Genomic DNA, 20,940 nt, shown 5'->3' with positions numbered 1-20,940 from the left:
GCAACTCCCAGGCCGCGGACTCCAGCACCCCCTCTTCCGCCGATGGCAGCCAAACGGCACCTGGCACCGCATCCTCACCCGCCTCCCCCCTGGCCGCGGTCGGGCAGCGGGGAGACTCGGCCCACCGGCCTGCCTCGCGCGTGTAGCTGATCTCGCCGGCACAGAGGACCGTGTCTCCGCCGGCACAGGCCACGTGCTCGCGTCGTCGCGGCGCCGGCCGGAGCACACCGTCCATAACGGCCACGAAGGTGAACGGTTCGGCCAGCTCCGCCGCCGGTAGCTCCACGATCCAGCCCCCGAAGTCAGCTGCCGAGCCGATCCGACGCCTCCTGTCACCGGGCCGGACGGCAGTCTTCAACTCGATTGGCGCGACATACCGACAACTCCGCCCCGCCCGCTCACGTCAGCCGACCTGGGGCCCTGCACGACGTCGAGGTCACCAGCTCACCGGGCCGGCGGCGTCGAAGAAGCTGCCGCTGGGGCCGTCTGCGGGCAGCGTGGCGGCGTGTACGACGACCTTCGCGCCCTCGGACGGGTGTTGTGTTCCCGTGTTGCCGTTGAGGTCGGTGGCGTTGAACCCGGGGCACACCGAGTTCACCTTCACTGGTGTGTCTTTCAGCTCGGCGGCGAACCAGCCGGTGAGGGTGCTTACGAGGGTCTTGGACGTGGCGTAGGCGTAGCTCATGCCGAAGGGTGCCAGCGGCTGCTCGGGGGCGGTGAGCAGGGTGAGCGAGCCCATCGAGCTGCCGAGGTTCACGATGCGCCCGGCGTCAGCCTTGCGTACGAGCGGCAGGAATGCCTGGGTGACGTGCAGCGTGCCGTAGAAGTTCACGTCCAGCGTCTTCTTGATCGTCTCGGACCCCACAGTGCTGGGCGGGCCCTCCTGATCCCCGAGGGCGATGCCGGCGTTGTTGATCAGGATGTCCAAGGCGCCGTTCTGCTCGGCGATGTGCTCCCGGGCGGCCTGGATGCTGGCGAGGTCGGTCACGTCCAGGCGGACGAAGCGGACGTCACCGTCGGCGGCCAGTTCCTTCGCCGCCGCTTCGCCTCGGCTTTGGTCACGGCATCCGAGCCAGACGGTGAACCCCTGCTGGGCGAGCTGGCGGGCGGTCTCGAAGCCGATGCCCTTGTTGGCGCCCGTGACGAGCGCGGTCTGGTGCGTGGTCATGAGAACGATGGTGAACCCCCATGGCTGTACGATCCATAATGTGAAGTCCATGAAGTCTTACGTATCGTCCAGCAATCGGTCGCCGCAGTGGTCCAGCGACCCGATTGCCGGTGCCATCGGCCTGCTGCGGCCCCGCACGGAGGTCTACCCAGACCTCAGGGCGGCCGGGCCGTGGGCCCTTCGTTTCGAGGCGTTTGAGCATGTGACGATCGGGGGCGTTGATCAGGGGGAGTGCTGGTTGGTGTTCGAGGACGACAGCGCACCGGTGCGCCTGTGCGAGGGTGACCTGTTTCTGCTGGTCAAACCGCCGGTGTACCGGCTGGCCAGCTCCCTCGGCGTCGAACCGACATCGGCACAGGTTCTGTGGGAGAGCGCGGTGAAGGGTCAGGCACGCATCGGCGCCGAGGTGGATGCGGACTTCGGCCTGTGCGGTGGGCGCTTCTGGTTCGACGAGGCCAACGCCGCGATGCTGATCGACGTGCTTCCACGGCTCGTGCACGTCAGGGCCGGCCACTGGCGCAATCGGCAGCTCGCCCAGGTAGCCCGGTTGCTCAGCGCCGAGGCGAAGAACCGCACCGTCGGCAGCGTCCTGGTGCTGGACCACCTCGTGCAGATTCTCCTCGTGCACGTGTTGCGCGCGTACGCCGACCAGACCGACCATCCCGTCGGCTGGCTGGGGGCCCTGTGTGACGACGGCGTCGGTGCGGCCCTGCGCGCCATGCACGCCGACGTCTCACACCGCTGGAGCCTGCAGGAACTGGCCGGCATCGCCCGCATGTCCCGCTCGGCGTTCGCCGCCGCCTTCAAGGAGCAGCTCGGCACCCCACCCGGGGAGTACCTGATCCAGTGGCGTATGAGCCTGGCCCGCGACGCACTGCGCCGCAACACCTGCTCGATCTCCCAACTCGCCGTCGCCACCGGCTACGAGTCCGAGAGCGCCTTCAGCACGGCCTTCCGGCGAGTGGTCGGTTCCTCGCCCAAGCAGTACCGCGACGCCTCGGGTGATCGGACGGCACGGGCGTAGCCGGATGCGGGTCTGACCGAAGGCGTCGAAGGCCATCACCGTGGCGATCCTTCTGCGACGCCCGTACCCCGAACCCGGTCACCGCGCCGAGCAGCAGTGCTGATCCCGTCGGCAATCCCCACGATCCGCCTGCACCACGTCGGTCGTACGTGGGCCGGTACCCCGCGGGAACCGGTCGAGTCGGACTCCGCGAGCCAGTGAACCGGACCTCGCCGATATGCACGTTCTGGTCATATGGGCAAAGGGCTTGAAAGGTGCAAAAACGTATCGGGCGGCGATGGCCGGAGGTTGTCCTGGGCGCGGACGGGTACCCAGTCGATCTTGAGAGGAGAACCGTGTCTGAAGAGAATGTGAAGAACGTCTTCGTCGTTGGTCTCGACGAGGCGAACCTGCCGACGCTCCAGGCCGTCCCGGGCGCCCAGTCACTGCGCTTCCACGGCCTGTTGACGGTGGAGGAGCTCCAGGACGGTGAGGTCTCGGTGCCCGACATCCTGGAGAAGGCCCAGCGGGAGCTGGATGCCTTCGAGGGCAGCATCGACGCCATCGTGGGGTACTGGGACTTCCCGGGCAGCACCCTCGTGCCGATCCTCGGCGAGCGTTACGGCACCCGCACCACCAGCCTGGAGTCGGTGGTCAAGTGCGAGCACAAGTACTGGAGCCGGCTCGAACAGCGGGAGGTCACCGACTGTCACCCGCGTTTCGGCCGCGTCGACCTGCGGGCCGACCCGCCTCGTCCACCGGACGGCGTGCGCTTCCCGATGTGGCTCAAGCCCGCGCTGTCCTACTCCTCCGAACTCGCCTTCGGAGTGGGCGACGACGAGGAGTTCCGCAAGGCCGTCGCGGAGATCCGGGAAGGCATCTCCCGCGTCGGCCGCCCCTTCGAGCGCATCCTCGAGCGCATCGACCTCCCGCCCGAGATGGACGGTGTCGGCGGCCGGGTGTGCCTCGCCGAGGAGGAGTGCTCGGGCATCCAGGTCGCCGTGGAGGGCTATGTGCACCAGGGAGAGGTGACCGTCTACGGCACCCTTGACTCCATCGACTATCCGGATTCGGCGTGCTTCCTGCGCCACCAGTACCCTTCCACCCTTCCCCCGCAGGTGATCGACCGGTTGCACGACGTCACCGAGCGCGTGATGCGTCGCATCGGCTTCGACTCGGCGACCTTCAGCGTGGAGTACTTCTACGACCCGAGCAGTCAGAGGATCAGCCTACTCGAGATCAACCCCCGCCACTCCCAGTCGCACGCAGAGCTGTTCCAGTACGTGGACGGGGTGCCGAACCATCACCCCATGCTGGCTCTCGCCCTGGGCAACGACCCGACCATGCCGCAGCGGAAGGGGCCCTACGCGATGGCCGCGAAGTGGTACTACCGCTGGTTCACGGACGGTGTGGTGGGCAACGTGCCCTCGCCGGAGACGGTCGCGCGGATCGAGCGGGAGACACCGGGCGTGCGGATCCACGTCCTGCCGGAGGAGGGCCAGCGGCTGTCCGACCTCTCCCAGCAGGACAGTTACAGCTACGAGGTCGCGCACATCTTCACCGGCGGGAACGGCGAGGAGGAGCTGCGCGAGAAGTACGACCACTGCGTGGCGGCCCTCGGGCTCACCTTCGACGAGCCCGACGCCGGAGCGCGACGATAAGGAGTACGCCCCCCGTGCGTTACGTGACCCGACTGCCCCACGAGACGAAGGAAGAAGAGCACGTCGTCATCCCGATGTCCGACGGCGTCCGCCTGTCGGCGCGTGTGTGGCGGCCCCTGTCGTCCGACCACGAACCCGTGCCGGCTGTACTGGAGTACATCCCCTACCGCAAGCGGGACCTCACCGCCGTCCGCGACTCGATCCACCACCCCTACATCGCCGGGCACGGCTACGCGTGTGTCCGCGTCGACCTGCGCGGCACCGGGGAGTCGGAGGGGGTGCTCCGGGACGAGTACCTGGAACGGGAGCAGCGCGACGCCGAGGAGGTGCTGGCGTGGCTCGCCGACCAGCCCTGGTGCGACGGCAGCACCGGGATGATGGGCATCTCCTGGGGCGCCTTTGCCGCCCTCCAGGTGGCGGCCAGGCAGCCGCCGAGCCTCAAGGCCATCGTCATCGCCTCCTTCACGGACGACCGGCACGCCGACGACATGCACTACATGGGCGGCGCGATGCTGTCCGACAACCTGGCCGAGGCGGGCACCATGTTCGCCTACGCCACCTGCCCGCCCGACCCGGCCGTGGTCGGTGACCGCTGGCGCGAGATGTGGCACGAACGCCTGGAACACACCCGGCCCTGGGTACTGGAATGGCTCCGGCACCAGCGCCGCGACGACTACTGGCGGCACGCCTCGGTCGCCGAGGACCACCACGCCGTACAGTGCCCCGTCCTCGCCTCCAGCGGCTGGGCCGACGGCTACTCGAACGCCGTCACCCGGCTGCTCGCCAACCTGGACGCGCCCCGCAAGGGGCTGATCGGCCCCTGGTCGCACAAGTTCCCCCACCTCGGCGAACCAGGCCCCGCCATCGGCTACCTCCAGGAGGTGGTGCGCTGGTGGGACCACTGGCTCAAGGGCGTCGACAACGGGGTCATGGACGGCCCCATGCTGCGCACCTGGATGCAGGACAGCGTGCCGCCGTCCACGTCGTACGAGGAACGGCCGGGACGCTGGGTGGCGGAGCCGTCCTGGCCCTCGCCGAACGTCCACCCGGTCACGCACCCGCTCAGCCGGCACCGCATCGAGGACCCGGTGGAGCAGCCGTCCCACCGCGGCGAGACGGCCGCGGCAGGCGACGTGCTGACCGTGCGGTCGCCGTTGTCCGTCGGCCAGTTCGCCGGCAAGTGGGCCTCCTACAACGCGCCGCCTGACCTGCCCTACGACCAGCGCGAAGAGGACGGCGGTTCCCTCGTCTTCGAGACCGATCCGCTCACCGAACCGCTGGAGATCCTCGGCTCACCGACCGTGGAACTCGACCTGTCGGTCGCCGAACCGGTCGCCATGGTGGCCGCTCGCCTGTCCGACGTGCGCCCCGACGGCGCCGCGACCCGGGTGACCTACGGGCTGCTCAACCTCACGCGCTGCGAGAGCACCGAGCAGCCCGAGCCGCTGGAACCCGGCCGCCGCTACCGGGCCACGGTCCAGCTCAACGGAGTGGCACAGTCCTTCCCGCCCGGACACCGGATCCGGCTGTCCCTGTCCACCTCCTACTGGCCGCTCGCCTGGCCGCCGCCCAGGCCCGCCGAGCTGAGCGTCCACGAGCGTTCCAGCACCCTCACTCTGCCCGTCCGGCCGACGCACCGCCCCGACGACACACCTGCCGACCCGTTCGGCGTCCCGGAGGGGACACCGCCGCTGACGACGACCACGCTGACCCCTCCGGAGGAACGCTGGGAGGTGAGGCGCGACCTGATCGGCTACGACGCCGAACTGGACATCGTCAAGGACCGAGGTCTGATCCGCTGCGACGACATCGGCCTGGACGTCGGCCGCCGGGCCCACGAAAGGTACGCGGCGACGGCGGACGACTTCACCTCGGCGCGTGGCGAGTCGACCTGGACCATGCGCTTCAGGCGGGACGACTGGGACGTCAGCGTGGTGACCCACACCCGGCTCAGCTGCGACGAACAGAGCTTCTTCGTGGACGCCACCCTCGACGGCTACGAGGCGGGTCGCCGGGTGTTCTCCCGCACCTGGAACGAAACGGTGCCGCGGGACCTGCTGTGACCGCACTCCACGGCGCAGGGGGTCTGCGCTACACGCCCGACGGACCGCCGTGACGGGGGGTCGCCGAGTTCTGGGAGGCCGTCGACACGGGCGGACACCTGCTTCTCCCCGAGCTGCCCGCGGACCTGGGGAATCTCATGTCCGCGCGGTTCGCCGTGATCTGCCAGGACACGCGCTGGCCGGGGGCGGTCCGTGACTACCGGCGCAACGTCGCCGTCGACCGGGTCAGGTACCCGATGCTGGGCGGTTCCACAGCCTGCGGTTCCACGGCCTGCGCGACCTGGCGTGCGCGGCGCGATCGGGCGAGCGCGTCGGGCCCTCACATGACCGCCGGTCCGACGGCTCCGCTCACGTCGCCAGTTCGTAGGCGCTGCGAACCGTCAGCCACAGGCCCACCAGCAGGGAGAGCGTGACGATCAGCCGTTCCTGATGGTGGTCCACCCACCTGCGCAGGGCCCGCAGGCGGGCCCCCGCGGCCTGCGGCGACCTGAGCGCGTACAGCTCCATGGCGATGAGGCTCGACGTGGCCAGCAGGCAGTAGCAGGTCAGGGCGAGCCAGTCGGCGGAGGTGGGGAGGTCCGCGTCGACGGCGGTGGCGGCACCGGCGCCGACCAGGGCCCAGGGCTGCAGCACCCATGCCAGGCCGGCGGCCGTGGCCGGGGAGGCGTCGTCGATGCGGGCGGCCCAGCGAGGCGGCCTGCGCGGGGTCCGCGGTCGCCGGTGTCGGTGCGCGCCGTAGAGCACCAGCGCCAGACCGATGGCGAGCTTCGCGGCGATCGCGGCGGTGGAGGGCGCACTGTGGTGCTCCGGCGGCCGGCCACCGGTCAACAGCAGCACGCAGGCGATGACCACGATCAGGTTGGCCAGCCACGACAGGAGGAACGCCAGACCCTGGCGCACACCGCGGCGTGAGGAGAGCAGCAGGATGAAAGCGCTGTTGTGCAGCGGCCCCAGAGTGATGGCGGCACCGATCACCAGAAGATCGAGGACCATGACCGCGCGCCCTGTTCCGCTCAGTCGGTTCGTCGCAACGGCGGCGGGGTCCAGTCTCCGCCGAGGGCCGCTTCGTCCGGCCAGTACAGGCGTAGGAAGACGTTGAAGCTCCCTTCGGGCGCGGGAAGCCAGTTGTCCTCGCGCTCGGGTCCCGGGTTGTCGTGCTGGACGTAGATGTCCAGGGAACCGTCGGAGTGGGTGCGCATGCCGCTGCGGTCGCCGATCGCGTAGCGGTCCAGAGGGTTGTCGGCGAACAGTTGCCGGTCGTTCATCATCGTCAGCGACCAGAAGCCCCGCACGGGCGGGGTCTGGCCCGCGTCGAAGTGGAGGACGTAGCGGTGAGCGCCGTCGAGGGGCCGGCGGTCACCGTCGTTGGTGGCGTGGGGGTAGAGCGCGTCCACGTCGAGGTTGGCGCCGTAGCCGACCCACGTCACCATGGCGCGCTTGGCGTAGTTGGTCCCGTAGTCGCCCAGGCCGCGGTGAACGGTCCATCCGTTGACCTGGTTCTGGGGGTCCTCCGCCTGCGACTTGAAGCCCCGCAGCGTCCTGGGGCCCGAAGCGGCCGCGGCGTCCAGCGCGGCGAGCACGTCCTGCGGCTGGTCGTCGAGGCGTGCTCCGGGGGAGATGCCCAGCCGGGACAGTCGCTCGACGAAGGCGGCGTCGGCGGGGTTCGGCGGGTTGTCCACCAGGAGCTGGTTGAGCCGCGCGAAATAGGTACGACCGCTGAGCCGGTGGACCTGGCTGACGGGTGCGGTGACCGCGTCGAACCCGCCGGCGACGCTCACGTCGGAGGGAGGGGTGTACTCCTGCGGATCTCCGGTCCACCGCGACAAGGGAGTCAGCCGGGTGCCGTCCTGGAGCACATGGACGGCCGCGTCGTCCGAGGGGCCGGCGGTGGCATAGCGGCCGATGATCCAGTTGATGGCCGTGGACGACCTCAGCACGGTCATGCCCTGCGGCGCCTGGCCCGACCAGGAGGGGCCGGCCAGGAGAAAGGGCCCGGCGGTGGACCCGTCCTGCCGGCAGCCGGGCGCGCCGACGACATCGGACCACGCGTTGAGGATCGGCACCATCCAGTAGCGGTCCCCGAAGTCCGGCAGGCTCAGGACGAGCGGTTCCGTCGAGAGGTCCAGCCAGGCACTGGAGTACAGGGTGTCGGCGTTCGGGGAGACCACCTCGGTGAAGGTGGCGTCGGGCGTGTGGCGCATGTAGCAGAACTGGTTGACCGGGGCCTTGCGCCGCTCGTCGTCCCGTGCGGCGACCGCCGTCATGACGTCCTTGGTCACCGCCGCGGTCACCAGCGGATAGCCATACAGCCACGCCTGCGTCGCCAACCGCTCCAACTGCTCGTCCGTCATGGACCTCTCCCAGCGCGCGTAGCCGATCTCGCACTGACGCTAGGCAAGCCTTGCACCGCCCGCATCTCGGGCGGGAAGGCACACCCACCACGGCCCCGCCACCTGACACCCGCTGTTCGGGTGGTCCGGCGGACACCGGCGCGTTGCCGCACCGTCGATCCGGCCGGTGGCGGAGCACGCCGCGCATGCTGTCCGGTCTCTCCTGGCCGGATTCGTCACCGTCCTCGCCGAGCGCGGTGCGCCGGGGCGCAGCTGACCACCTTTCCGCGGGCCCCGTGGTGGTCCGTGGAAACCGCGACGACCGTCGGCTCCGGCGACCCCGTATCCCGTGACCTGTGGGGACGGTTCGTGGCCGTGGTGGTGATGGTCGCCGGGATCGAGGACCGCGATCGTCGGCCACGACGCCACTATGGGCAAGTAGCAACTTGCCCATCAAGTCGGGCCGGCAGCGTTCGACGACACTGATCCGCCCGTCAAGCGGTAGTCCGCGCTGGGCCCTGATGGGGTGGTTTGGGCCGGCTGTCGGTGATTCGCGTGAGCAGGTGCGCGAACACTGGTTCCCGGGTGGCGTGGGCCACCGGGGGAGGGGAGGGCGGCATGACCGACGGCATGGTCCTGATGGCGGTGGCGGAAGGGCCGGACGAAGGAGGCGCAGGCGCTGGGCAGTTGGCGCGCATCGCCGAAGGGATCCGGGACCGCGGCTTGCAGGTCCGCCGGGCCGTGAGCGCACTCGACGCCGAGGCGGTGCTCAGGACGGAGGCCGGCGTGGCCGCAGCGATGGTCGCCTGGGAGCTCCCGCCCGGGGCCGAGGACGGGCCGGGCGGAGCCGTGGTGCTGCGCCGGATCGCGCGGCGTTTCCAGAACCTGCCGGTGTTCCTGGTCATGGCGGGCGAGGGACTGCGTGAGCTGCCGCTGTGGGTGTCCCAAGCCGTGGTGGGCTACGTGTGGCCGCTGGAGGACACGCCGGCGTTCATCGCGGGCCGTGTTTCCACAGCCGCGCGTGCCTACCAGGACGGCCTGCTTCCGCCGTTCTTCAAGGCACTGCGGCGCTTCGACGACGCGCACGAGTACTCCTGGCACACTCCGGCGCACTCCGGCGGTGTCGCCTTCCTCAAGTCGCCCGTGGGCCGGGCCTTCCACGACTACTTCGGGGAGCGGTTGCTGCGGAGTGACCTGTCGATCTCGGTGGAGGAGCTCGGCTCGCTGTTCGAGCACACCGGCCCGATCGGCGAGGCGGAGCGCAATGCCGCGCGGGTCTTCGGCTCCGACCACACGTACTTCGTCCTGCACGGGGACTCCACGTGCAACCGTCTGGTCGGCCACTTCAGCGTGACCGGCGACGAGATCGCCCTGGTGGACCGCAACTGCCACAAGTCGGTCCTGCACGGCCTCGTCGTCTCCGGCGCCCGCCCGGTGTACCTCGTTCCCACCCGCAACGGCTACGGGCTGGCCGGGCCGCTGCCGCCGGCCGAGATCGCGGCGGACTCGGTGGCGGCGCGGAGCGCCGAGAGCCTCCTCGCAAGGGATGCGGTCTCGTCCCGCGCCCAGTACGCGGTCTTCACCAACTCCACCTATGACGGGCTGTGTTACGACGCGATCACGGCAGCCCGGGCCTTCGCGGCCAGCACACCCCGGCTGCACTTCGACGAGGCATGGTTCGCGTACGCCCGCTTCCATCCGCTGTACGCGGGCCGGTACGGCATGTCGGTGAACGAGGAGTCCTTCCCCGGCCCCGACCGGCCGACGGTGTTCGCGACCCAGTCCACCCACAAGCTGTTGGCGGCCTTGTCGCAGGGAGCCATGGTGCACGTCCGGACCGCGCCGCGGGCACCGGTGGAGCACGACCGGTTCAACGAGGCGCTGATGATGCACGGTACGACGTCACCGCTGTATCCGATGATCGCCTCACTGGACGTGGCCACGGCGATGATGGACGGTCCTCAAGGACAGTGGCTGGTCGACGAAGCGGTGTCGGAGGCGGTCCGGTTCCGCCAGGAGATGGTGCGGATCGGGCGTCGGATCGAGGCTGCCGGAGACCGGCCGCCGTGGTTCTTCGGTGTGTGGCAGCCGAACGAGGTGACTGATCCCGGGAGCGGGTCGCGGCTGCCCTTCGACGAGGCTCCGGCGGACCTGCTGCGGACCGAGCCGTCCTGCTGGCACCTCGCACCCGACGCGGACTGGCACGGCTTCCCGGGCCTGACCGACGGCTACTGCATGCTCGACCCGATCAAGGTCACCCTCACGTGCCCGGGGCTCGACGCGACCGGGACGATGGCCGATTGGGGCATCCCGGCACGGGTGCTGACCGCCTACCTGACCACCCGCGGCATCGTCGTGGAGAAGACCGACAGCTACACGGCGCTGGTGCTGTTCTCCATGGGGATCACCAAGGGCAAGTGGGGCACGCTGCTGGACGCCCTCATGGACTTCAAGGATCTCTACGACGGTGGCGCCCCGTTGGACCGCGTGCTGCCCGCGTCGGTGGCCACCTACCCGGGGCGCTACTCCGGGCGGAGTCTGCGCGACCTCTGCCAGGAGATGCACGACCACCTGCGCGAGACCCGCCTGGTCGAGCTGCTCGACACTGCCTTTCGACGACTCCCGGAGCCGGTGGCCCCGCCCCAGCTCTGTTACCAGCGGCTGATCCGTGGCGGCACGGAACGCATCCGCCTGGCGGACGCACCGGGCCGGGTCGCCGCGGCGATGGTCACGGTGACGCCGCCCGGCATCCCGGTCCTCATGCCGGGCGAGAGCGTGGGAGAGGAGAACGGGCCCCTCCTGCGCTATCTCGGCGCCCTGGAAGCCTTCGACCGCCGCTTCCCCGGCTTCGGCAGCGAGACCCACGGAGTGACCCGTGCCCCGGACACGGGCGACTACCTGATCGAGTGCCTGTGTCCGGACGAGCAGGAGGGGCTCGCTCGCTCCAGGACACCGGCGCAGCGGCGAGCGGAGGAGGGCGCGAAGCCGGTGGGCTGAGCCCCGGCGGGCCCGGCGGCCCAGGCTTCGCTCAGTCGCCGCGGAACTCCTCGGCGCGGCGGGCCAGCCCCTCCGCCATTTCCTGCATGAACTTCTGAAGGCCCGGACGCCCCCGGCGCCGTTGGTGTTCGGCGAGTTCCGGCATGATCGCCCACCAGCCGTACCAGGTCTGCGGCCAGCCGTGGATCAACACGACCGGTGTGCCCCTGCCGCCCGTCACGTAGTGCATGCGGACGCGTCGACCTCGGCGAACTCGTGACGGAAGGTGCCCTCGAAGCGGGGATCGTCCTGTGTGGCGGCGGCGTGGGCGGGAACGTCCTGACGTGTCGTCGGCGTGGAACAGGCCGCGGTGGCCAGGATGAGCAGGAAGGCGAGGACGACGGTTGCCACCGGGTGCGTGGTGCGGAGGGCGCGGCACGGCGGTCGTTGTGCAGTGATCATGTGCTTCTCATCCTGAGGAGAGCGGAGCAGTGGCGAGACGCCTGGGCCGGCAGTCTTGCCAGGAGCTTCGCGCTTGGCACGGAACCTTGCGGTGATGGCAAGTCGGACGCGCTTGACCTGCCCGGCGCAGGCCCAGGCGGCGCGTCGGTCACGGGCTCACCGGCCGTGCTCGGTGAAGAGGTCGATCAGGCCCTGGGCGGTGTTGTCGACGGAGTCGACAAGCGTGACAGGGTCGTCGAAACGCCGGCCGTGCAGCGGGAGACCGCCGTCGGGGTCGCGGCGGGTCGGTGGCGGCGTCTCCGGCAGAGCCGGCCGGTTCACGGGCGGCTCTCCTGGGCCCTGTGCGGCGCGCGGAAGAGTCCGGCGTGTCGGGGTGCAGGCCGAGGGTTCAGTTCTGGCCGACGAGGTCATGGCCGTAGCTGTGGTGGCGCTCCACGTCGGCGGGGGTGAAACCGAAGCTCTGGTGGATCCCTCGCGCCGCCACGAGCACGCCGTTGGTCCACAACCGTTGGCGGATGCGTTGCCGCGCCCAGAGCGCCGAGAGCGTGGGCACGATCGCGGGGCGTGCGTCGCGGCCGGGGCTCAGGAACCAGCCACGTTGGTCGGCGCGGTCCAGCCGGAAGCCCGGATCCACTCGGCCAGATCCAGGGTGGCCGGCTCGATCGAGCGCACCACCGACGGGCCCGAGGGGTGTTCGGCCGCCTTCGCGAACTCGCGGAACATCACCCTGTCGAGGTCGGTGGGGAGCACGCTCAACGGGAGGACCTCGTATCGTGCCGGGAGCCCGCTGCGCGCGCCGAACGCCGCGGCGATCTGGGGGCCCGTCAGCTCGTCGCCGACGAGCTCGACGGCTCCGCCGGGAGCCTGCGCGGTGTCGAGCAGGAGCGCGGCGGCGACCCGGCCGATGTCCCTGACCGAGATCATCTTCAGGGGGACGTCCTCCGGCAGCGGCAGCCTCAGCACGATCTCTCCCTGCTCCAGGCTCGGTGCCATCACGTTCGTGAAGTTCTCCATGAACGCGGTCGCGCGAACCATCGAGGCCCTGAGGCCGGACTTCCTCAGGTGCTCCTCGATCGCGTGCTTCGAGTCGTGGTGCGGCACACCCGACTCCCGGTCCGCTCCGAAGACCGAGTTGAACACGACGTGCGGGACGCCCGCCCCGGCCGCCGCGTCGACGAGTGCGGTACCGATGCGGATCTCCGCCTCGACCTCTTCGAGGCTGTTCGCCTCCGGGGTCATGAAGTAGAACCCCTCGACCGCCGCCAGCGCGGTCGCCAGCGACGCCGGGTCGTCGGCCCGGACGGCCGCCAGCTCGACGCCGCGGGCGGCCAGGGCCAGAGCCCGGCCGGACTGCGGGTCGCGGACCAGTGCCCGCACCCGCGCCTTGTGGTCCAGCAGCGCATCGACCACCGCCCCGCCCTGCTGCCCCGTCGCGCCGAAGACTGCGATCGTGCCGGTCTTCTGTGTGCTCATCGCTGCCACCCTTCACTGGTTCATGTCGTGAACGAAATTAGTTCACGACATGAACTGCGTCAAGGCATGGATGCATCGGGACCTCACGGCGTGACGGGTCAGGCCGAGGTGGGCGGAGAGAGGTCCGAGGTGTCCACGACGGCGGTGGCCAAGCGTGCGAAGTCGCGCTGGTCGTCGGCGTCGAGGTTCCTCGCGATCTCGGGCAGGCGCTTGGCGATTTCGGCGTAAACGGCCTCACCCAGCACCTTCCCCGTGGGGGTCGCACTGAGCATGACGACCCGTCGGTCCTGCGCCGAGCTTGCCCGGCCGACCAGCTCACGCCGCGCGGTGCGATCGACCAGCTGGCTCAATGCGTTCTTGGTCATACCCAACGACGCGGCGAGGTCGGCCATCTGTCGCGGCTCGTTCCTGACTGCGCAGAGCAGCGTGGCCTGCGAGGGGGTCAGATCGAACTCGGCGCAGATCTGTGCGTACTTGCGTTGAATCACAACCGCGAGCCAGAAGAGCTTGTCGCCATAGTCCACGTCGACCTCCCTGGTCCGATGTCGAACGATCAGCCTACTCGTCGCGGGCCGGCAGTCTGCGATGGCCGACCTTCTGGGCTCGGCCATTGGTATACGTCCCATGGCTGCTGAAGGGCATCGCCGGTGGTGGTCCGGCGTTCCCTGCCCGGGGGTCGGGCGCCGGCTGCCTGCCTCGTTGTCGAATACGAGGGCGCTCCGCCCGACCCCTGTTCAGCGCCGTCCTCAGCCGGCCCAGATGGAAAGGCCATCTGGGTACGGACCGGCCTCATGTCGGCTGGTCGCCCTCGGCACCGGCCGCTTCGCAGCGAGTAGGCCGGCGACCGCGTATGACTCGGGCCGGTGACGCCGCCGAGGCCAAGCAGCAGGTCACCGGCCCGTTCCGCGTGGGGCGCTCAACGCGGCCCGGTTCGTTGAATGGCTTGTCAGGCGGCTGCGCACCGACGGCGAGAGCTCGGGTGTCAGATGCTGTTGGCGATGCGCTCGTGGTTCCGTTCGCCCTCACGGGTCTGGATGCCGGCGGCGAGCAGTTTGTGGGCGAGTTCGGTGACGTCGTTGCCGAACGCCGCGTACAAGCCCTCGTTCTCCACGGCGTATGCCGCGTGGGGAATCGGAGGAGCGATCGCGTCGACCGCGGCCTTGGTGATGGAGACGACCTCCGGTCGCAGGCCGGCGATCCGCCGGGCCAGGGTGCTGACGAACGCGTCGAGTTCCTCGGCGGGCAGCGCACGGTTGATCAGGCCGTAGCGTTCCGCGAGTTCCGCGCCCACGAGTTCGGCGCCGAGGATGAGCTCCAGTGCGCGGGCTCGGCCCGTCAGGCGCGTCATGTTCACCGTGCCGCCGCCTCCGGGGAGGATCCCCATCAAGGACTCCGGCTGCCCCTGCCCCGACTTGCCGATCGCTGCGAAGCGCATGTCCAGGTACATGAAGAACTCGTTGCCCGCGCCGCGCGCGAAGCCCGCTAGCTTGCCGATGGTGACCTGGGGGAGCGAGCGGACCTCCTCGCTCAGTGCCTGGAGGATGTTCAGGCCTTCGGGGAGGGGCGTGTCCGGTGCGGCCGCGATCGCGGCGCTGGTGGCTGCGGGCAACGCGTCCGGGTCGGTGAGGTAGGCCATGTCGCCGTGCGCGATGAAGAACTCCGGGTCGGCGCTCTCGAAGACGATGACGCGGACGTCGGCGTCGTCACGCACCCGCGCGACGAAGGCTCGCAGGGACGGCAGCAGGACCGCGTCCATCAGATTGAGCGGCGGGTGATCGACGGTCACCGTCGCGACGCCGTCCAAAACGTCGATCGTCAGGGCGGAGAGGTCGTCGTAGCTCATGGGATGGCTCCACTTCGTATGAGGGCCGGGGGTATGGCTGTGCCGCGGCGGGCAGGAGTAGCGACTCCCGGCGTCATGAATGACACTGAGTATCAGGTTATGGATCGAGTATCAGAAAAGCGACTGAGTGTGGCGGAGTACACTCGGCTCCATGAGTGCAGCACCCGGCGGTACCCGTCAGATCGGCCGTCACGCGGTACGGGCAGAGCTGGCCCGCGTGGCGTTCGACCGGTTCTGCCTCACCGGCTTCAACCAGGTCACCTTCGCCGACCTCGCCGAGGCGGCTGGAGTGTCGCGGAGCACCTTCCTGCGCTACTTCGGCACCAAGGAGGATGTGGTCCTGTTCGTCTTCGACCCCCTCGGTGACGCCATTGCCGACGCGCTCGACGCCGACCGAGCCAACGAGGACGACTGGAGCAGGCTGCGCAACGCCCTGGAATCAGCCGCGACCTTCCTCGTACGCGATGTCCAGCACCTCGCGACGATCCTCGACCTCGTCGACCAGACCCCGGCCCTGTGCGCACGGCTCCGCGAGAAGCAGTCCGAATGGCGACCCAAGATCGTCGCCCGGCTGCAGGAGACGGCCTCCCCGGCCGACCGGTCACCGGTCATCGCCCACGTGCGCGCCGCAGCGGCACTCGAATGCCTGTGGATCGCCCTCGGGCAGTGGAGCGCGAGCGGCGGCCAAGAAGACCTCGGCGACCTGCTGGACGCTGCGTTCGCCGCCTTCTCCACCCCCGCACGCGCGCAGACGGATGCTCCGCTGTAAAGGGCCGAAGCGGACGGTGTCACGCCCGGCCGTGCGGGCCGCCGAACCCCGGCGCGCGAGGCTGCAGCGGGGGCAGGAAGGGTCGGAGACCGCCGGAGCTTGCTGGTCATGCGTGACGCGATGGACTGATACGTCCTCACAGAGGCGGGGGAGCCATCAGCCGTCCGGCACTCCTGGCGGGCGGCGACATGGCCGACCATGAGCGCCGGGACAACCGCGAGGGGGAGGGCGACGGCGTCGCCTCGGGCCACGGTGTCGCTGACGTTGAGCACGTCGGACGGTTGCGGACCCGCACACCACCGTCAACAGTCTTCTGACCTGCAACGGTCCGGTACCGACGCGCCGTCAGCCAGGAATCCCGTCAGGTGCACTGGAGCCCCTGTGCCTCGGCGGGGCCCCGTTGTCCCCTCCCGCCTGCACCAGGCCCGTCTGGTATGCGATGACGACGAGCTGTGCCCGGTCGCGGGCGTTGAGTTTCGTCATCGCGCGGTGGATGTGCGTCCGTACCGTCAGCGGGCTGACCACCAGCAGCTCGGCGATCTCCGCGTTGGACTTGCCTTCGGCCGCCAGCGCCATCACTTCCCGTTCCCGTCCGGTGAGGTCGGCCAGCCGTTCCGGGGGTGCCAGGTCGGTGCCGGGGGCCGGGGAGGTGAGGAAGCGGGTGATCAGGGTGCGGGTGGCGCCGGGGGAGAGCAGCGCCTCCCCGGAGGCCACCGTACGAATGCCGACCAGCAGGGCGTCCGCGGTGACGTCCTTGCCGAGGAAGCCGCTGGCCCCGGCCCGCAGCGCCTGAGCGACGTAGTCCTCGGTCTCGAAGGTGGTCAGGATCAGCACCCGGGTGCTCGCCAGCTCTGGATCGGCGCAGATCCCCGCGGTGCCGGACAGGCCGTCCGTCCCGGGCATGCGGATGTCCATGAGCACCACGTCCGGGTGGTGGGTTCGGGCCAGCTCCAGCGCTTCCGCTCCGTTGGACGCCTCCCCGACGACCTCCATGTCCGGGCAGGAGTCGATCAGGATGCGGAACGTGGCCCGCAGCAGGGCCTGGTCGTCGGCGAGCAGCACCTTCACGGTCATGGGGACTCTCCTTCGACGACGGCGGCGGACGCTTGCAGCGGCAGCGCGGTGGTGACCTCGAAACCGCCCTCGGGGCGGGGCCCCGCGCACAGGTCGCCGCCGATGGACTGGGCGCGCTCCCGCATGCCCCGCAACCCGAAACCGCCGGACGTCCCGTTGACGGCGGTGGCGGTGGCCGGGCCGTCATTGCTGACGGTGATGAGCAGCCGGGAGTCGGCGTAGGTGAAGCCGATATGGGCGGCGCGTTCGGGGGCATGCTTGGCGACGTTGGTGAGGGCTTCCTGCACGATCCGGTACGCGGTCAGATCCACGCCCGGCGTCAGCGGGCGGCGCACGCCCTCCTGGTGGACGACGACTTCCAGGCCCGCCGAGCGGTAGGAGTCGATCAGCTCGGGAAGGCGGGCGAGTCCCGGCGCCGGGTCCAGGCCCTCGCCCTCGGGCCGGTCGTCCTGGCGCAGCAGGCCCAGGGTGGCCTTGAGCTCGCGCAGCGCCGCGGAGGTGGTGCCGGTGAGGTCGTCGAGGATCTTCCGGCTCTGCTCGGGGCTGCTGCGCGAGAGGTGGGCGGCGGTGCCGGCCTGGGCGTTGGCGAGGGCCAGGTGGTGGGCCACAACGTCGTGCAACTCGCGGGCGATGCGCATACGTTCCTCGGTGACCCGCAGCCGGGCCTCCTCCTCCCGGGTGCGTTCGGCGTGCTCGGCCCGCGCCTTGACCGCTTCCAGGTAGTCGCCGCGCAGCCGGGCCAGGCTGCCGCCGACGAGCGGCAGGGCCATCCAGAACACCGGGCCGACCACGGTCAGGACCGGGGAAAGGTCACGCATGCCGTCGGAGAACAGGTTCACCGTCAGCAGGGCCACCGTGACGACGAGCGCGTACAGGCGAACGGTCCGGCGGTCGCACAGGACGGCCAGCCAGTACATCGCGGCGAGCAGCGGGGCCAGCAGCATCGGGGTGAGCAGGTACCCCCGCGCGATCGCGGCGATGGTGACCCCGGCGACCACGACCACGACCGTGCGGGTGTGGGTGCGGTACTTCAGCAGGACGAAGCAGGACAGGCCGAGCAGGACCTCCAGCGACTTCCCCGTGTCCGGGCGGTCGACGCCGGGGAGGCTGAGCTGGGTGCCGAAGAAGGCGCAGCCGATGAGGGCCAGCACCATCGTCACTTCCAGGAAGCGGGGGAAGCGCGAGAAGCGCGACGCGTACTGCTCCACGCGCTCGGTGTAGCGCTCCAGGCTGCTGTTCATGGTGGGCTCTCTCGGTGAGGGGCTGGCATCCATGGTGGACGATGCGAAGCCGCCCGGATCGCTGGGGCGACCTCGGGCGGCTTCCGCGCATCCGGTCAGGCGCGGGCGAGGTCCTTCTCGGCCGGTTCCGCCTCGGGCTCGGCCGGGCGGGTCAGGGCCTCGCCCTCCACGTCGACCCGGGGCAGGATCCGGTCCAGCCACTTCGGCAGCCACCAGGCCCGCTCGCCGAGCAGGGCGAGGACGGCCGGGACGATCGCCATCCGGACCACGAAGGCGTCGAGCAGGACGGCCGAGGCGAGGCCGAAGCCGATCATCTTGATCATGGCGTCGCTGTCCCCGATGAACCCGGAGAACACCGCGATCATGATCAGCGCGGCGGCCACGACGACCCGGGCGCTGTGCTGGAACCCGGAGGTCACGGCCTGGGCCGGCCGCTCACCGTGGACGTACGCCTCGCGCATCCGCGAGACCAGGAAGACCTCGTAGTCCATCGCGAGGCCGAAGACGATGCCCACCAGGAAGATCGGCATCAGGCTCATGATGGGACCGGTGGTCTCCACCCCCAGCAGATCGGCGCCGTGGCCCTGCTGGAAGACCACGACCACCGCGCCGAGCGAGGCGAGCACCGAGAGCAGGAAGCCGGCGGCCGCCTTCAGCGGAACCAGGATCGAGCGGAAGACCACCAGCAGCAGGATCACGGCAAGCCCGACCACCACGAGCAGGTACGGCACCAGCGCGGACTGCACCTTCTCGGAGACGTCGATGTTCATCGCGGTGGTCCCGGTGACCTCGAAGGTCGCCCCGGCCTCGGACTCGATGCCGGGCCGGTCGCCGCGGATGGTGTTGACCAGGTCCTTGGTCTCCTGGCCGGTCGGCGCGGTGGTGGGGACGACGGAGAAGACGGCCGTGTCGCCGGATTCGTTGAACTGGGCCGGGGACACCGACACCACGCCCTCGGTGCCGCCGATCCGCTCGGAGACGGTCCCGGCCGCGGCCTTCGGGTCGTCGGCGTCCTTGGCGTCCACGACCACGGTCAACGGTCCGTTGAAGCCGGGCCCGAAGCCCTCGGCGAGCGCGTCGTAGGCCCGCCGCTGGGTGGTCTCCGTGGACTTGGCCTCGTCGCCGGGCATACCGAGCTGAAGGTCGGTCATCGGCAGCGCCAGGGCGCCGAGGCCCGCGACGGCCGCGAGCAGCACGGGCAGCGGGCGGCGCAGTACGAAGCTCGCCCAGCGGGTGCCGCCGTTGACCTTGCGCGTCTCCCGCGGCGTACCGCCCGCTCGCCGGGCCTTGCGGTCCTTGCGGGTCAGGATGGCATTGGGCCAGAAGCCGAGGAAGGCCGGGACCAGGGTGAGCGCGATGAGGACGCCGACGACGACCGCGCCCGCCGCGCCCAGGCCCATCTCCGTCAGCATCGGGATGCCGACGACGGAGAGACCGGCGAGCGCGATGACGACGGTGAGCCCGGCGAAGACCACGGCGGAGCCCGCGGTGCCGGTGGCGAGGGCGACGGCCTCCTGGGCAGTCCGCCCCTTGGCGCGCTCCTCGCGGTAGCGGGAGACGATGAACAGGGCGTAGTCGATGCCGACGGCCAGGCCGAGCATGATGGCCACGGTGCTGGTGGTGTCGGCCAGGCCCAGCGGACCGGCCAGGGCCGTGATGGCGAACAGGCTGATGCCGACGCCGATGAGCGCGGTGAGCAGCGGGAGTCCGGCGGCGGCCAGTGAGCCGAAGGTGATCAGCAGGACGACGGCGGCGACGGAGATGCCGATTGCCTCGGCGGTGCCGCTGGGTCCGCCCATGTCCTCCATGGCGTCGCCGCCCGCCTCGACGGTGAGCCCGGAGTCACGGGCGTGCTCGAGCGATTCTTCCAGGTGGCTGCGGCTGGCGTCGGTGAGGCCGGCGGCGTCGACCTTGTAGGTCACGGTCGTGTACGCGGTGAGGCCGTCCTCGCTGACCGCGCCGGACTCGTACGGGTCGACGGTGCTCTCGACCTGGGTGCCGTCCCCGAGTTCGGCTATCGCGGCCTCGACGGCCTCCTTGTTCTCGGTGGCGGTGACCTTCTCGCCGTTCGGCGAGACGAAGACGACGCGGGCGGTCGCGCCGTCGGCGGCGGCGCCGGGGAACCGCTCCTCCATCAGGTCGAAGGCTTCCTGCGACTCGATCCCCGGCATGGCGAAGGGTTCCTCCTCCGCCTCCGGCGCGGTCATGCCGGCAAGTCCTACGGCGGCCAGTACGGCGGCCCAGACAAGGGCAACGGTCCAGCGTCGCCTGAAGGCCAAACGGCCCATTCGATACAGAAAAGCAGCCACGGGGAGGTCTCCGCATCCGGGTCTCGAAGGTGCCTCCAGACTGCTGAAGAGGGCAGTGTCCTGTCGTCGTCCCGCTGCCGACACTGCGGGGTACTGAATACGCAGTACTACGCCCTCGGCGGGTCCCACCCGGGGACGAGAGCGGGTCGGCCTCAGGTCGCGGGGTAGGCCCGCGGGTCGCCCCACTTGGAGGAGTTCTCCAGCCGCTGAGTCGCCGCCTCCCGCACAGCAGCCACCAGACAGGCCGGCGTGGTCACGCCTGGCGCAGGTGTTCGGTCTCGGGGAGAAGACCGGCATGCGCTACACGGACTCCGCGCGTGCCCTGCTCCGGCCGCTGAACAGCCCCTCCGACGAAATCTGCTCGACGACGACGGGCCGCTTCACCACCAGGGTGATGAACCGGACCAGGCCGTTGCCGAAGTTGTCGAGGCTGTACCGCTTCGGGGTCCAACTGCTGCGCCCCTGGCCCCGCAGGTCGGCGGCGCACCCCGCACCGCGGCCGTGACGGCGCTGCGCAGGGCGAGTCCGGCGATCTCCCGGGCCGCGGGGCCGTGAATCACGCCTGCGC

Annotated in this window: 20 protein-coding genes and 1 pseudogene; 7 read left to right on the top strand and 14 right to left on the bottom strand. The window is 70.3% G+C overall.

Annotated features, from left to right (window positions below; translation table 11 throughout):
• Positions 1 to 112 precede the first annotated feature (112 nt).
• Positions 113 to 358 (bottom strand): annotated as a pseudogene (locus tag IE258_RS41175) (hypothetical protein); the annotation flags it as partial.
• A gap of 78 nt (positions 359 to 436) precedes the next feature.
• Positions 437 to 1,168: an SDR family oxidoreductase gene (locus IE258_RS12415; protein WP_189742788.1), complete on the bottom strand. Its 732-nt coding sequence runs from the start codon at positions 1,166 to 1,168 to the stop codon at positions 437 to 439.
• Between the two features lie 49 nt (positions 1,169 to 1,217).
• On the opposite strand from IE258_RS12415, the gene IE258_RS12410 reads away from it, so the two are divergent.
• The 3 genes from IE258_RS12410 to IE258_RS12400 all read left to right on the top strand — a co-directional run bounded on the left by IE258_RS12410 (position 1,218) and on the right by IE258_RS12400 (position 5,895).
• Entirely contained in the window at positions 1,218 to 2,192 is a 975-nt protein-coding gene (locus IE258_RS12410) for an AraC family transcriptional regulator (RefSeq protein WP_189742786.1), read from the top strand.
• Positions 2,193 to 2,527: 335 nt separating this feature from the next.
• On the top strand, positions 2,528 to 3,832 hold the full coding sequence (locus IE258_RS12405) for an ATP-grasp domain-containing protein (protein WP_189742784.1): 1,305 nt from the start codon (positions 2,528 to 2,530) through the stop codon (positions 3,830 to 3,832).
• Between the two features lie 14 nt (positions 3,833 to 3,846).
• Positions 3,847 to 5,895 carry a CocE/NonD family hydrolase gene (locus IE258_RS12400; protein ID WP_189742782.1) on the top strand — a complete coding sequence of 683 codons (2,049 nt, stop codon included), beginning with the start codon at positions 3,847 to 3,849 and terminating at the stop codon, positions 5,893 to 5,895.
• Positions 5,896 to 6,243: 348 nt separating this feature from the next.
• On the opposite strand, the gene IE258_RS12395 is transcribed toward IE258_RS12400, so the two are convergent.
• Entirely contained in the window at positions 6,244 to 6,888 is a 645-nt protein-coding gene (locus IE258_RS12395) for a GAP family protein (RefSeq protein WP_189742780.1), read from the bottom strand.
• A gap of 20 nt (positions 6,889 to 6,908) precedes the next feature.
• Positions 6,909 to 8,246 carry a DUF1254 domain-containing protein gene (locus tag IE258_RS12390; RefSeq protein WP_189742778.1) on the bottom strand — a complete coding sequence of 446 codons (1,338 nt, stop codon included), beginning with the start codon at positions 8,244 to 8,246 and terminating at the stop codon, positions 6,909 to 6,911.
• 120 nt (positions 8,247 to 8,366) lie between these two features.
• Here IE258_RS12390 and IE258_RS41900 point away from each other — a divergent pair, with 120 nt between their 5' ends.
• Together IE258_RS41900 and IE258_RS12380 are read left to right on the top strand one after the other, a co-directional pair.
• On the top strand, positions 8,367 to 8,711 hold the full coding sequence (locus IE258_RS41900; protein WP_308434165.1) for a potassium channel family protein: 345 nt from the start codon (positions 8,367 to 8,369) through the stop codon (positions 8,709 to 8,711).
• Positions 8,712 to 8,843: 132 nt separating this feature from the next.
• Positions 8,844 to 11,222: an Orn/Lys/Arg family decarboxylase gene (locus IE258_RS12380; protein WP_189742776.1), complete on the top strand. Its 2,379-nt coding sequence runs from the start codon at positions 8,844 to 8,846 to the stop codon at positions 11,220 to 11,222.
• A 31-nt stretch (positions 11,223 to 11,253) separates the two neighbouring features.
• Here the strand turns inward: IE258_RS12380 and IE258_RS41895 are convergent, their stop codons facing one another.
• The 7 genes from IE258_RS41895 to IE258_RS12350 all read right to left on the bottom strand — a co-directional run bounded on the left by IE258_RS41895 (position 11,254) and on the right by IE258_RS12350 (position 14,979).
• Positions 11,254 to 11,451 (bottom strand): alpha/beta fold hydrolase, encoded by a 198-nt coding sequence (locus IE258_RS41895; RefSeq protein WP_308434164.1) that lies wholly within the window; start codon positions 11,449 to 11,451, stop codon positions 11,254 to 11,256.
• A complete protein-coding gene (locus IE258_RS41890) occupies positions 11,439 to 11,663 on the bottom strand; it encodes a hypothetical protein (protein ID WP_308434163.1) in 225 nt (74 codons plus the stop codon). Before IE258_RS41890 ends, IE258_RS41895 begins: the two co-directional genes overlap by 13 nt.
• Positions 11,664 to 11,819: 156 nt before the next feature.
• A complete protein-coding gene (locus tag IE258_RS12370) occupies positions 11,820 to 11,984 on the bottom strand; it encodes a hypothetical protein (protein ID WP_189742774.1) in 165 nt (54 codons plus the stop codon).
• A 67-nt stretch (positions 11,985 to 12,051) separates the two neighbouring features.
• The gene (locus IE258_RS12365) at positions 12,052 to 12,216 is read right to left on the bottom strand and encodes a hypothetical protein (RefSeq protein ID WP_189742771.1); all 165 of its coding nucleotides are present in this window, start codon (positions 12,214 to 12,216) and stop codon (positions 12,052 to 12,054) included.
• 29 nt (positions 12,217 to 12,245) lie between these two features.
• Complete coding sequence (locus IE258_RS12360; protein ID WP_189742769.1) at positions 12,246 to 13,136, bottom strand: NmrA family NAD(P)-binding protein; 891 nt, start codon at positions 13,134 to 13,136, stop codon at positions 12,246 to 12,248.
• Between the two features lie 98 nt (positions 13,137 to 13,234).
• The gene (locus IE258_RS12355) at positions 13,235 to 13,660 is read right to left on the bottom strand and encodes a MarR family winged helix-turn-helix transcriptional regulator (RefSeq protein WP_189742767.1); all 426 of its coding nucleotides are present in this window, start codon (positions 13,658 to 13,660) and stop codon (positions 13,235 to 13,237) included.
• Between the two features lie 458 nt (positions 13,661 to 14,118).
• Positions 14,119 to 14,979 (bottom strand): enoyl-CoA hydratase/isomerase family protein, encoded by an 861-nt coding sequence (locus tag IE258_RS12350; RefSeq protein WP_189742765.1) that lies wholly within the window; start codon positions 14,977 to 14,979, stop codon positions 14,119 to 14,121.
• Between the two features lie 151 nt (positions 14,980 to 15,130).
• Between IE258_RS12350 and IE258_RS12345 the strand changes: the two genes are divergently transcribed.
• Positions 15,131 to 15,748, top strand: a complete 618-nt coding sequence (locus tag IE258_RS12345; RefSeq protein ID WP_189742763.1) for a TetR/AcrR family transcriptional regulator — start codon at positions 15,131 to 15,133, stop codon at positions 15,746 to 15,748.
• A gap of 345 nt (positions 15,749 to 16,093) precedes the next feature.
• Here IE258_RS12345 and IE258_RS12340 read toward each other — a convergent pair whose 3' ends face one another.
• The 3 genes from IE258_RS12340 to IE258_RS12330 form a co-directional block, all read right to left on the bottom strand.
• On the bottom strand, positions 16,094 to 16,822 hold the full coding sequence (locus IE258_RS12340) for a response regulator transcription factor (RefSeq protein ID WP_189742761.1): 729 nt from the start codon (positions 16,820 to 16,822) through the stop codon (positions 16,094 to 16,096).
• Positions 16,819 to 18,063 carry a sensor histidine kinase gene (locus tag IE258_RS12335; RefSeq protein ID WP_189742759.1) on the bottom strand — a complete coding sequence of 415 codons (1,245 nt, stop codon included), beginning with the start codon at positions 18,061 to 18,063 and terminating at the stop codon, positions 16,819 to 16,821. Before IE258_RS12335 ends, IE258_RS12340 begins: the two co-directional genes overlap by 4 nt.
• Positions 18,064 to 18,158: 95 nt before the next feature.
• Complete coding sequence (locus tag IE258_RS12330) at positions 18,159 to 20,372, bottom strand: MMPL family transporter (RefSeq protein ID WP_189742757.1); 2,214 nt, start codon at positions 20,370 to 20,372, stop codon at positions 18,159 to 18,161.
• Positions 20,373 to 20,667: 295 nt separating this feature from the next.
• Between IE258_RS12330 and IE258_RS12325 the strand changes: the two genes are divergently transcribed.
• Complete coding sequence (locus IE258_RS12325; RefSeq protein ID WP_189742755.1) at positions 20,668 to 20,877, top strand: hypothetical protein; 210 nt, start codon at positions 20,668 to 20,670, stop codon at positions 20,875 to 20,877.
• Positions 20,878 to 20,940: the final 63 nt, after the last annotated feature.

This window comes from Streptomyces tendae (assembly GCF_014650435.1).
GTDB classification, from domain to species: Bacteria; Actinomycetota; Actinomycetes; order Streptomycetales; family Streptomycetaceae; genus Streptomyces; species Streptomyces tendae.
Note: the sequence above shows the minus strand (reverse complement) of the source record. Positions and strands in the feature narration are given on the sequence as shown.